Source organism: Streptomyces sp. NPDC046379, assembly GCF_055587785.1.
Map to the genome: position 1 here is coordinate 205,989 of NZ_JBVJFP010000007.1, position 12,094 is coordinate 218,082.

General features: G+C 71.5%; 8 protein-coding genes and 1 tRNA gene. 7 read left to right on the plus strand and 2 right to left on the minus strand.

Annotation, left to right across the window (positions count from 1 at the left end; translation table 11 throughout):
* Window positions 1–127 precede the first annotated feature (127 nt).
* Entirely contained in the window at window positions 128–1,594 is a 1,467-nt protein-coding gene (locus ACZ6KF_RS15145) for a DUF2252 domain-containing protein (protein WP_469158915.1), read from the minus strand.
* A 295-nt stretch (window positions 1,595–1,889) separates the two neighbouring features.
* Between ACZ6KF_RS15145 and ACZ6KF_RS15150 the strand changes: the two genes are divergently transcribed.
* Complete coding sequence (locus ACZ6KF_RS15150) at window positions 1,890–3,083, plus strand: MFS transporter (RefSeq protein WP_356629293.1); 1,194 nt, start codon at window positions 1,890–1,892, stop codon at window positions 3,081–3,083.
* 301 nt (window positions 3,084–3,384) lie between these two features.
* On the opposite strand, the gene ACZ6KF_RS15155 is transcribed toward ACZ6KF_RS15150, so the two are convergent.
* Window positions 3,385–3,468: transfer RNA gene (locus ACZ6KF_RS15155), tRNA-Leu, on the minus strand.
* 397 nt (window positions 3,469–3,865) lie between these two features.
* Between ACZ6KF_RS15155 and ACZ6KF_RS15160 the strand changes: the two genes are divergently transcribed.
* The 6 genes from ACZ6KF_RS15160 to pknB all read left to right on the plus strand — a co-directional run bounded on the left by ACZ6KF_RS15160 (window position 3,866) and on the right by pknB (window position 12,050).
* Window positions 3,866–4,720: a DUF3662 and FHA domain-containing protein gene (locus ACZ6KF_RS15160; protein ID WP_356629295.1), complete on the plus strand. Its 855-nt coding sequence runs from the start codon at window positions 3,866–3,868 to the stop codon at window positions 4,718–4,720.
* A 10-nt stretch (window positions 4,721–4,730) separates the two neighbouring features.
* The gene (locus ACZ6KF_RS15165) at window positions 4,731–5,246 is read left to right on the plus strand and encodes an FHA domain-containing protein FhaB/FipA (RefSeq protein ID WP_356629297.1); all 516 of its coding nucleotides are present in this window, start codon (window positions 4,731–4,733) and stop codon (window positions 5,244–5,246) included.
* Between the two features lie 140 nt (window positions 5,247–5,386).
* Window positions 5,387–6,919 (plus strand): Stp1/IreP family PP2C-type Ser/Thr phosphatase, encoded by a 1,533-nt coding sequence (locus tag ACZ6KF_RS15170; protein WP_356629299.1) that lies wholly within the window; start codon window positions 5,387–5,389, stop codon window positions 6,917–6,919.
* A 27-nt stretch (window positions 6,920–6,946) separates the two neighbouring features.
* Window positions 6,947–8,395, plus strand: coding sequence for an FtsW/RodA/SpoVE family cell cycle protein (locus tag ACZ6KF_RS15175; RefSeq protein WP_356629301.1), 1,449 nt, complete (start codon window positions 6,947–6,949; stop codon window positions 8,393–8,395).
* On the plus strand, window positions 8,392–9,864 hold the full coding sequence (locus ACZ6KF_RS15180; protein ID WP_356629303.1) for a peptidoglycan D,D-transpeptidase FtsI family protein: 1,473 nt from the start codon (window positions 8,392–8,394) through the stop codon (window positions 9,862–9,864). The genes ACZ6KF_RS15175 and ACZ6KF_RS15180 overlap by 4 nt, the downstream gene beginning before the upstream one ends.
* Before the next feature lie 173 nt (window positions 9,865–10,037).
* Window positions 10,038–12,050, plus strand: coding sequence for a Stk1 family PASTA domain-containing Ser/Thr kinase (gene pknB / locus ACZ6KF_RS15185; RefSeq protein ID WP_469158860.1), 2,013 nt, complete (start codon window positions 10,038–10,040; stop codon window positions 12,048–12,050).
* Window positions 12,051–12,094 lie beyond the last annotated feature (44 nt).

A 12,094-nucleotide genomic window follows, 5' to 3' on the forward strand; every position in this document is an offset into this window, starting at 1 on the left:
GAGCCCGACCCCTTACCGACCGTCGCCTTCCCGACCGCCCCTTCCCGACCGCCCCGCCGCCCGCCACCGTCCTTCGCTCTCCCCGAATCACCCTCACCCAGCCTTCACCGGCCCCTCACCAGCCCCACTAGCCCCCCATCTCCGCCGCGACCCGCCCCGCCCGGACCGCCGCCACCAGTTCGGCGTGATCGGCCTCGGTGCGGTCGGCGTAGGCGACGGCGAAGGCGGCCACGGCCTCGTCGAGTTCCTCGTTCTTGCCGCAGTAGCCGGCGATCAGGCGGGGGTCTGCGCTGTGGGAGTGGGCGCGGGCCAGGAGGGCGCCGGTCATGCGGGCGTAGTCGTCCAGCTGGTCGGTGGAGAGGGCGGCGGGGTCGACGCTGCCCTTGCGGTTGCGGAACTGCCGCACCTGGTAGGGCCGGCCGTCGACGGTCGTCCAGCCCAACAAGATGTCGCTGACGACCTGCATGCGCTTCTGCCCGAGGACGACCCGGCGGCCCTCGTGCCCGGCCGGGGGCGCGTCGAAGCCGGCGGTCAGCAGATGGGGGACGAGCGCGGACGGCCGGGCCTCCTTGACCTGGAGTATCAGCGCCTCGCCCCGGTGGTCCAGAAGGAGCACCACGTAGGAGCGCGTGCCCACGCTGCCGGTGCCGACGACGCGGAAGGCGACGTCGTGCACCGCGTAGCGGGCCAGCAGGGGGAGCCGGTCCTCGGAGACCGTCGTCAGATACTCGGCGAGGGACGCCGCCACGGCCGCCGCCTCCGCGTCCGGCACGCTCCGCAGCACCGGCGGGGCGTCGACGAAGCGCCGGCCGCCGTCCTCGGTGGGCTCCGTCGACTTGGCGGCGAAGCGCCCGCTGGTGTTGGCGCGGGCCTTCTCACTGACCCGCTCCAGCGTGCCGAGCAGGTCGTGCGCGTCGGTGTGGGAGACGAGTTCCTCGTCCGTGATGGCGTTCCACGCGTCCAGGACCGGCAGCCTGGCCAGCAGCCGCATGGTCCGGCGGTAGGCCCCCACCGTGTCGTGCGCCGCGGCCCGGCAGGTGTCCTCGTCCGCGCCCGTCTCCCGGCCCGCGAGAACGAGCGAGGTCGCGAGCCGCTTCAGGTCCCACTCCCAGGGGCCGTTCACCGTCTCGTCGAAGTCGTTGAGGTCGATGACCAGGCCGCCGCGGGCGTCGCCGTAGAGGCCGAAGTTGGCCGCGTGGGCGTCGCCGCATATCTGGGCGCGTATGCGCGTCATCGGGGTGCGGGCCAGGTCGTGGGCCATGAGGCCGGCCGAGCCGCGCAGGAAAGCGAACGGCGACGCCGCCATGCGCCCGATCCGCAGCGGTGCCAGCCCCGGGATGCGTCCTCGGCTCGACTCCTCGACGGCGGTCACCGCGTCCGGGCGGGAGCCGTCGAGGTCCAGGGTGGCGTGCTCGCGCCGTGGCACCCGGCCCCGCAGCGCCTTGCCCTCGTCCTTCGGCGACCGGGCCCCCTTGAAGGGCCACTCGGCGAAGCCCGGCACCGCCGGCAGCCGACGTGGCACGAGGCGGTGCCCGGCCTCCTGCCCGCCGCCCGCGGCCCGCGCCCGCGCACCCTCCACGCCGCCCTCAGCCATCCCTGCGCCGGTGTCCGTCACACCGATCGCCTCCCCCCGTACCAGCGGCACTCGCCGAACATCAAGCCGAACATCAATGCGTGCCGACCGTACAGCGACCGGCCGAAATGCGTCAGACCCTGTGGACAACTCCAGACCTGTGGAAAACCGTCGTCGCCGGGAACGGGGACCTGCCATGAGTGCGGGGGTGGCGCGCCCGTTCGGCGGCCTGGCCGAACTTGCCGAACCGCCCCCGCCGGGGCCCTCGCCGCGTGAGGCTTGACCCGTGCGGTGAGGCGACGAGGGAGGAGGCACCGTGCTGCGCGTGCTGCTGCTCGGGCTCGGGGCGCTGTCGGTGGGGACCGACGCCTATGTGACGGCGGGTCTGCTGCCCGCGATCGGCGGGGACCTGCACGAACCGGCCTCGGTGACCGGTCAGCTCGCGACGGTCTTCATGCTCTGCTACGCGTTGCTCGCACCCCTGGCGGGCGCGGCGCTGGGACGTCTGGGCGTGCGGCAGGTGCTGATCGGGGCGCTGGGCCTGTTCTGTCTGGCCAACGCCGCCAGTGCCGTGGCGCCCTCCATGCCCGCGCTGCTCGTGGCGCGTGGTGTCGCCGGGGTGGCCGCCGGGGTGTTCGTCCCGGTCGCGGCGACCGCGGCGGCGGCGCTGGCCGCACCGGAGCGCCGCGGCCGGGCGCTGTCCGTGGTGCTGGGCGGGCTGAGTTCGGGCACCGTCGCCGGGGTGCCGGCCGGACTGTTCCTGTCCGGGCACTTCGGGTGGCGGGCGGCGCTGTGGCTGGTGACCGGGCTGGGCGTGGTGTCGCTGACCGGGATCCTGGCCCTGCTGCCGGACGTGCCCGGCGCCCGGATGCCCGGGCTGCGCGCGCGGGCCGCGGAGCTGGCGGACCGCAGGGTCGCCCTCGCGGTGCTCACCGCCTTCCTCCAGGCGGTGGCCAGCCTGGGTCTCTACACGTACCTGACGACGGTGCTCGACGCGGCGGAGTTCGCCGGACACCGGACGGGTCTGTGGCTGTGGGGCGCGGGCGGGGTCGCGGGCAGCTTCCTGATCGGACCCCTGCTGGACCGCACGGGCCGGCCCGGCGTGCAGGTGGCGGTGCTGCTGGCCGCGCTGTCCCTGTGCCTGGCCGCGCTCCCGCTGCCGACCGGCGCGGCCGTGCTTCCGCTGCTGGTGGTGTGGGGAGCGGTCGGCTGGGCGTTCGTGGTGCCCCAGCAGCACCGGCTGCTGGCCCTCGGGGCGTCCGGCGGCACGGCCGTCCTCGCGCTGAACAGCTCCGCCACCTATCTCGGCGGCTCGGCCGGCTCGGCGCTCGGCGGGGCCGGGCTGTCCGCCGGCGTCCCCGCGGACCACCTGCCGCTGCTGGCCTCGGCCGTCGCCGCGGTGGCCTGCGCGCTGCACCTCCTCGGCCATCGGCGCCGGCGAGGCGTGTCCCATCCGGCCCCGGACGCGACGCCGCGCCCGGGATCCGAGCAGAACGGAGAACTCGTATGAGGTTCGGGGCCGACCTGCCCGACTGCGGACCGGCGACCGCCCCCCGAGTCCCTGCCGGCGGCGTGCCGGTCACCGTCCCGGAATCCGCCCGGGACCTTGACCTGTCGACGGCCTCCCGCGCCTCCGCCTTCCACCCCGCGCCTTGCACCTGCTCGACGAACTGGGCGTCGCGGCGCCCCTGCGCGACTGGGGCGTCACCGCTGACCTCCGCCGCCCGGCGGCCTGAGACTCTCGTCACACCCGGCCCCGGACACAGCAGAACGGGCGGACCGTGAATCACGATCCGCCCGTTCCGGCGATGTGCGCGAGGGGGGAGTTGAACCCCCACGCCCTTGCGGGCACTGGAACCTGAATCCAGCGCGTCTGCCTATTCCGCCACCCGCGCATTGGGTGTGTCCTCGGGCTGTCCCCTGGGGGGCCTGCGCCTTCCGACACGCAGAACATTAGCACGCTGGCCGGGATGGATTCACATCCCTTTCCCCCGCGCGGGAGGGAGGCCGCCCCGACTGTCGCCGCCGCGCCCCCGGCACGTATCAACCTCGTACCGGTCCCCGCCCGCCTCCCGGGAGCGGACCCGGCGCACAGTCCGGTGCGGGACACTTGACCGCGCCCGCCTCTACGATCCATGGCAGGAGTTCGAAGGGCGGCCCGGCAGGGAACCTCGTCAGTCGTCGGCATCCGCCGACGGGGCCGACAGGGGGAACCAGCCGATCCACCGGCGCGTGGATACGATCAGTAAGCAGTACCTGTACACAGGACGGCAACGACGGAGGAGGTGCCCCATGGGAGTCCTGAAGAAGTTCGAGCAGCGTCTCGAAGGTCTGGTCAACGGCACCTTCGCCAAGGTGTTCAAGTCCGAGGTCCAGCCCGTGGAGATCGCCGGCGCGCTCCAGCGCGAGTGCGACAACAACGCCACCATCTGGAACCGCGACCGCACCGTGGTCCCCAACGACTTCATCGTGGAGCTGAGCACGCCCGACTTCGAGCGGCTCAGCCCCTACTCGGGCCAGCTCGGCGACGAGCTGGCCGGCATGGTCCGCGACTACGCCAGGCAGCAGCGCTACACCTTCATGGGCCCGATCAAGGTCCACCTGGAGAAGGCGGACGACCTGGACACCGGCCTGTACCGGGTGCGCAGCCGCACCCTGGCCTCCTCCACCAACCAGCAGAGCCCCGAGGCCGCACCGCCGGCCGCCGGCGCCCGCCGTCCCGGCGGCTACGGCTACCCGCAGCCCGGCGCGCCCGCCGGCGCTCCTCCCATGCCCGCCGCGCCCCCGCCCGGCGGGCGCCCCGGCGGCTACGGCTATCCGCAGCCCGCCGCCCCCCACACCCCCCCGGCCGTCGCGCCCGGCGCGCGCACCAGGTACTGGATCGAGATCAACGGCACCCGCCATCAGATCTCCCGCCAGACGCTCGTACTCGGCCGCAGCACCGACGCCGACGTGCGGATCGACGACCCCGGCGTCTCCCGCCGGCACTGTGAGATCCGGACCGGAACGCCCTCGACGATCCAGGATCTCGGGTCCACCAACGGCATCGTGGTGGACGGGCAGCACACCACCCGCGCTACGCTCCGCGACGGCTCGCGGATCGTCGTGGGCAGTACCACCGTTATCTATAGGCAAGCCGAAGGGTGATCCGGGGGCAATGTCAGAGCTGACCCTCACGGTCATGCGGCTGGGTTTCCTGGCCGTACTGTGGCTGTTCGTGATCGTGGCCGTGCAGGTCATCCGCAGCGACCTGTTCGGAACGCGCGTCACTCAGCGCGGGTCCCGACGGGAAGCCGCCCGGCCGCAGCAGGCCGCGCGGCAGGCGCCCCCGCAGCAGCGCCAGCAGCAGCCGGCGGGCGGCGGTCGGGCGCGCCGCAACGCCCCCACCAAACTGGTGGTGACCGAGGGCACACTCACCGGCACCACCGTCGCGCTCCAGGGCCAGACCATCACGCTGGGCCGCGCGCACGACAGCACGATCGTGCTGGACGACGACTACGCCTCCAGCCGGCACGCCAGGATCTACCCGGACCGGGACGGCCAGTGGATCGTCGAGGACCTGGGGTCCACGAACGGCACGTTCCTCGACCGGACCCGCCTCACGACCGCGACGCCGATCCCGCTCGGAGCACCGATCCGCATCGGCAAGACCGTCATCGAGCTGCGGAAGTAGTGCTGCATCATGAATGAGCGCGAGCGGAGCGAGCACGCAGCGGCGGTCCACACCCGGGGCCCCGGCGCGCTCCCGACCGGAGGGTGGGCAGTGTGGCTCGACACGATCGGCTGTACCCGGAGCCGACGGGCGAGGTGCGCATGAGTCTGTCACTGCGCTTCGCCGCCGGTTCGCACAAGGGCATGATCCGCGAGGGCAACGAGGACTCCGGATACGCCGGTCCGCGCCTGCTCGCCATCGCCGACGGCATGGGCGGCGCCGCGGCCGGCGAGGTCGCCTCCTCCGAGGCGATCTCCACCATCGTCGCGCTCGACGACGACGTGCCCGGCTCCGACATCCTCACCTCGCTCGGCACGGCGGTCCAGCGGGCCAACGACCAGTTGCGCCAGATGGTCGAGGACGACCCGACCCTGGAGGGCATGGGCACCACGCTCACCGCCCTGCTGTGGACGGGCCGGCGCCTCGGCCTGGTGCACGTCGGCGACTCGCGCGCGTACCTGCTGCGCGACGGGGTGCTGACCCAGATCACGCAGGACCACACCTGGGTGCAGCGGCTGGTGGACGAGGGCCGCATCACCGAGGAGGAGGCCACCACCCACCCGCAGCGCTCCCTGCTGATGCGCGCGCTGGGCAGCGGCGACCACGTCGAGCCGGACCTGTCGATCCGCGAGGTGCGGGCCGGCGACCGCTATCTGATCTGCTCCGACGGGCTGTCCGGAGTCGTCTCGCACCAGACGATGGAGGACACCCTCGCCAGCTACCAGGGCCCCCAGGAGACCGTGCAGGAGCTGATCCAGCTCGCGCTGCGCGGTGGCGGCCCCGACAACATCACCGTGATCGTCGCCGACGTCCTCGACCTGGACACCGGGGACACCCTCGCCGGGCAGCTGTCCGACACCCCGGTGGTGGTCGGCGCGGTCGCCGAGAACCAGAACCAACTGCAGGACAACGGCATCATGCAGACCCCGGCCGGCCGAGCCGCGGGCCTCGGCCGCCAGGTGCCCGGCCAAAGCGGCGGCGGGGGCGGCGAGTTCGGCCCGCCCGGCTCCGGCGACACCACCGGCTTCATTCCGGCGGGCGGCTTCGGCGCGTACGACGAGGGCGACTTCGTCAAGCAGCGCGGCGGCCGCCGGTGGCTGAAGCGGTCCCTGTACGGCGCGCTGGCGCTGGCCGTGGTCGGCGGCGGCCTGTACGGCGGCTACCGCTGGACGCAGACGCAGTACTACGTCGGCACGAACGGCGAGCACGTCGCCCTGTACCGCGGCATCAGCCAGGACCTAGCCTGGGTGTCGCTCTCGAAGGTGGAGAAGGACCACCCCGAGATCGAACTCAAGTACCTGCCGCCGTACCAGCGCAAGCTGGTCGAGGCCACGATCGCGGAGGGCGACCGGAAGAACGCCCAGGCCAAGATCGACGAACTGTCGGTCCAGGCCTCCGCGTGCAAGAAGGAGGCCCAGCGACGGGCCGCCGAGAACCGGAACAGCGCGAAGCCGGGCGAGGACGAGGACGGCGGAACCAGCCGGACGTCCCTCGCGTCCAAGGCCACGCCGAGCCCCACGGCGTCCGCGTCCCCGAACCCGTCCAAGTCCCCGTCCGCGACCGCCACTCCCAGCCCCGGGCCCAGCCTCTCGGAGGAAGAGCAGAAGGTCGTCTCGATGTGCGGTAAGCAGTAGGCAAGCCGTGAGAGGCCCCGTCACACGATGAGCAGTTCTACGAACACGCCGACGCACCACACGTCCACCATCGGCTCCATCGGCGCGCCGAGCCGGCGCAACACCGAGCTGGCGCTGCTGGTGTTCGCGGTCGTCATCCCGGTCTTCGCCTACGCCAACGTGGGCCTCGCCCTCAACGACGAGGTCCCCACCGGACTGCTGGGCTACGGCCTGGGCCTCGGCCTGCTGGCCGGCGTCGGCCACCTCGTGGTCCGCAGGTTCGCGCCGTACGCCGACCCGCTGATGCTCCCGCTGGCCACGCTGCTCAACGGCCTCGGGCTGGTCGCCATCTGGCGGCTGGACCAGTCGCCGCTGCTCCAGGACATCGGCCAGGCAGGCGGCGCGGCCCCGCGTCAGCTGCTCTACACGGCGATGGGCATCGCGCTGTTCGTGGTGGTGCTGATCTTCCTCAAGGACCACCGCGTCCTGCAGCGCTACACGTACATCTCGATGGTCGGCGCGCTGATCCTGCTGCTGCTGCCGCTGGTGCCCGGCCTCGGCAAGGACCTTTACGGCGCGAAGATCTGGATCTCGGTCGCCGGATTCTCCATCCAGCCCGGCGAGTTCGCGAAAATCGTCCTCGCGGTGTTCTTCGCCGGCTATCTGATGGTCAAGCGGGACGCCCTCGCGCTGGCCAGCCGCCGCTTCATGGGCCTGTACCTGCCGCGCGGCCGGGATCTCGGCCCGATCCTCGTGGTGTGGGCGATCTCGATCCTGATCCTGGTCTTCGAGACCGACCTCGGCACGTCGCTGCTGTTCTTCGGAATGTTCGTCATCATGCTGTACGTCGCCACCGAGCGGACCAGCTGGATCGTCTTCGGTCTGCTGATGTCCGCGGTCGGCGCGGTCGGCGTGGCCAGCTTCGAGCCGCACATCCAGACGCGTGTGCAGGCCTGGCTGGACCCGATGCACGAGTACGAGCTGAGCCGCGCCGGCGTCCAGGACGGCATCGTCCACTCCGAGCAGGCCATGCAGGCCCTGTGGGCGTTCGGTTCCGGCGGCACCCTCGGCACCGGCTGGGGCCAGGGCCACTCCGACCTGATCCGGTTCGCCGCCAACTCCGACTTCATCCTCGCCACCTTCGGCGAGGAACTGGGCCTGGCCGGCGTGATGGCGCTGCTGCTGCTCTACGGCCTGATCATCGAGCGCGGCATCCGCACCGCCCTGGCGGCCCGCGACCCGTTCGGCAAGCTGCTCGCCGTCGGCCTGTCCGGCGCCTTCGCGCTGCAGGTCTTCGTGGTCGCGGGCGGCGTCATGGGGCTCATCCCGCTGACCGGTATGACGATGCCGTTCCTGGCCTCCGGCGGCAGCGCGGTCATCGCCAACTGGGCGCTGATCGGCATTCTGCTGAGAATCAGCGACACCGCGCGCCGTCCGGCGCCCGCCCCCGCCCCCAACCCCGACGCCGAGATGACCCAGGTGGTCCGACCGTCATGAACAAGCCCCTGCGCCGGATCGCGATCTTCTGCGGACTGCTCATCCTGACCCTGATGATCCGCAACAACTATCTCCAGTACGTCAAGGCGGACGAACTGGCCACCGACACCGAGAACCGCCGGGTCGCCATCGAGCGCTATGCCACCCCGCGCGGCAACATCATCGTCGAGGGCAAGGCGATCACCGGCTCCAAGCGGGCCACCAGCGGCGACTTCGACTACGTGCGCACCTACAAGAACGGCCCGATGTGGGCGCCGGTCACCGGCTACGCCTCGCAGGCGTTCGGCACCAACCAGTTGGAGAGCATCGAGGACGGCATCCTCACCGGCAACGACGACCGCCTCTTCTTCCGCAACACCCTCGACATGCTCACCGGCAAGGACAAGGAGGGCGGCAACGTCGTCACCACCCTCAACGCCGCGGCGCAGAAGGCCGCGTACGAGGGTCTGGCCCAGCGGGGCAAGGGGGCCGTCGCCGCCATCGAGCCGTCCACCGGCAAGATCCTGGCCCTGGCCTCCTACCCGTCGTACGACCCGTCGACGTTCGCCGGGTACTCCGCCGAGGACCAGAAGGCCTGGAACAAGCTCCAGAAGAAGAACAACCCCGACGACCCGATGCTGAACCGGGCGCTGCGCGAGACCTACCCGCCGGGCTCCACGTTCAAGGTGGTCACCGCGGCGGCGGCCCTGGAGCACGGCCTGTACGAGGACGCGGACGAGAAGACCGACACCCCGCTCCCGTGGGTCATGACGGGCACCCGCACCGAGCTGAAGAACGACGGCAACCTGCCCTGCGAGAACGCCACCCTGCGCGTCGCCCTGCAGTGGTCCTGCAACACCGTCTTCGGCAAGGTCGGCGCGGACCTCGGCAACGACAAGATGCTGGAGACGGCGAAGGAGTTCGGCTTCACCAGCGAGCAGTTCACCCCGGTCCGCGCCAACGCCTCGGTGTTCTCCGACGACATGAACCCGTCGCAGACCGCGCTGTCCTCGATCGGCCAGTTCAACACCGCGGCGACCCCGCTGCAGATGGCCATGGTCGCCTCGGCCGTCGCCAACGACGGCACGCTGATGAAGCCGTACATGGTCGACAAGCTCCAGGCGTCCGACGTGGACACCATCGAGCAGACCGACCCGGAGGAGCTCAGCCGGCCGCTGTCCTCGGACAACGCCCAGATCCTGCAGTCGATGATGGAGACGGTCGTCGAGAAGGGCACCGGCTCCAACGCCAGGATCGACGGCGTCACCGTCGGCGGCAAGACCGGCACCGCGCAGCACGGCGTCGACAACAGCGAGAAGCCGTACGCCTGGTTCATCTCCTACGCCAAGCTGGACGACGGCAGTTCGCCGGTGGCGGTGGCCGTGGTGGTCGAGGACGAGAACGCCGACCGCGGCGACATCTCCGGCGGCGGCCTCGCCGCCCCCATCGCGAAGAGCGTGATGGAGGCGGTCATCAACAGCAAGGGGTGAGACGCCCGTCACGTCGCCTTCACATCGGTGCACGTTGCGATACCGGTCCTGTATCGGGTGACGGGCTTGGCCAGGTCCCACAAAGCGAGCCGGGTACGGTAGGCCCGGACGGGCAGCCTCCGACCGCACACACCGTGCCGGTCGGGACCGACGGAGAGGGCTGGTAGGAAGCTATGGAAGAGCCGCGTCGCCTCGGCGGCCGGTACGAGCTGGGCCCGGTGCTCGGCCGTGGTGGCATGGCGGAGGTCTATCACGCGCATGACACCCGGCTCGGTCGCCAGGTGGCGGTGAAGACGCTGCGCGCCGACCTCGCGCGCGACCCGTCCTTCCAGGCCCGGTTCCGCCGGGAGGCCCAGTCGGCCGCCTCGCTGAACCATCCCGCGATCGTGGCGGTCTACGACACGGGCGAGGACTACATCGACGGGGTCTCCATCCCGTACATCGTGATGGAGTACGTCGACGGCTCCACGCTCCGCGAGCTGCTGCACAGCGGCCGCAAGCTGCTGCCCGAGCGGGCCATGGAGATGACCATCGGCATCCTCCAGGGCCTGGAGTACGCCCACCGCAACGGCATCGTGCACCGGGACATCAAGCCGGCCAACGTCATGCTGACCCGCGGCGGCCAGGTCAAGGTGATGGACTTCGGCATCGCCCGCGCCATGGGCGACTCCGGGATGACGATGACCCAGACCGCGGCCGTCATCGGCACCGCCCAGTACCTCTCCCCGGAGCAGGCCAAGGGCGAGCAGGTGGACGCCCGTTCCGACCTGTACTCCACCGGCTGCCTGCTCTACGAACTGCTGACCGTGCGCCCCCCGTTCGTCGGCGACTCCCCGGTGGCGGTGGCCTACCAGCACGTCCGCGAGGAGCCCCAGCCGCCGTCGGTCTTCGACCCGGAGATCACGCCGGAGATGGACGCCATCGTCCTCAAGGCGCTGACCAAGGACCCGAACTACCGCTACCAGTCGGCCGACGAGATGCGCGCCGACATCGAGGCCTGCCTCGACGGCCAGCCGGTCGCCGCGACGGCCGCGATGGGCGCGGTCGGCTACGGCGGCTACCCCGACGACCAGCAGACGACGGCCCTGCGCGCCGACGCGGGCGGCGGCGCCACGACGATGCTGCCCCCGATGAACCCGGACGACGGCGGTTACGGCTACGACGAGCGCCCCGACCGGCGCCGCCAGAAGAAGTCCAACACCTCCACGATCCTGCTGGTCGTGGCGGCCGTGCTGGTGCTGGTGGGCGCGGTGCTGATCGGGCGGTGGGTCGTCGGCGGCGACGGCGTCGGCAGCGACAACGTGCCCGTTCCGAACTTCGTCGGCCTGTCCAAGGGCGACGCGGAGGCACAGGCCGTCAACAGCGACCTCAAGGTCACGTTCGACCCGAAGCCCTGCGAGGACCAGCAGAAGGACCACGTCTGCGACCAGGACGTCAAGGCCGACGAGAACGTGGCGAAGGGCTCCACGATCAACCTGGTGCTCTCCACGGGCGCTCCCAAGGTCGCCGTGCCCAGCGTGATCGGGCTCTCGCTGGACGAGGCCAAGTCCAAGCTGGAGGGCGACGACTACGAGTTCGTGGTCAAGACGGAGACGCGCGAGGCGTCGGAGGACCCGGGCACGGTCCTGGAGCAGGACCCGGTCTCCGGCAAGGAGCTCGAGAAGGGCTCCACGATCACCCTCACGGTCGCCAAGGCCGAGGAGAAGGCCACGGTCCCGGACGTGGTCGGCCAGACCTGTGAGGCGGCCCAGAAGCAACTGGAGGCCAGCGACCTCACGGGCACGTGCACCGAGGTGCCGACCGAGGACCAGAACCAGAACGGCAAGGTCCTGGAGAGCACGCCGGGGGCCGGCACCGAGGTCGACAAGAACTCGACGGTCGCCCTCAAGGTCGGCAAGTTCGAGCAGAAGCAGAAGGTCAAGGTCCCGGACGTCCGCAACAAGCCGGTCGCCCAGGCCAAGGCCGAGCTGGCCGCGGCCGGCTTCACGAACATCCAGTTCGCGGGCGGCAGCGACCAGAGCGACACGGCCCTCGTGGTGAACCAGAACCCGGGTCCGAACCAGGAGGTCGACGACCCGGCCGCGACGCAGATCACGCTGCAGTCCATCGGCTTCGGCGGCGGCGGGAACAACAACGGCGGCGGCGGGAACGGCGGCGGCGGCCTCTTCGGAGGCGGCGGCGACTAGCGCCGGGACATGAGCGCAGGACAAGAGCGGGGCCCCACCGGTGA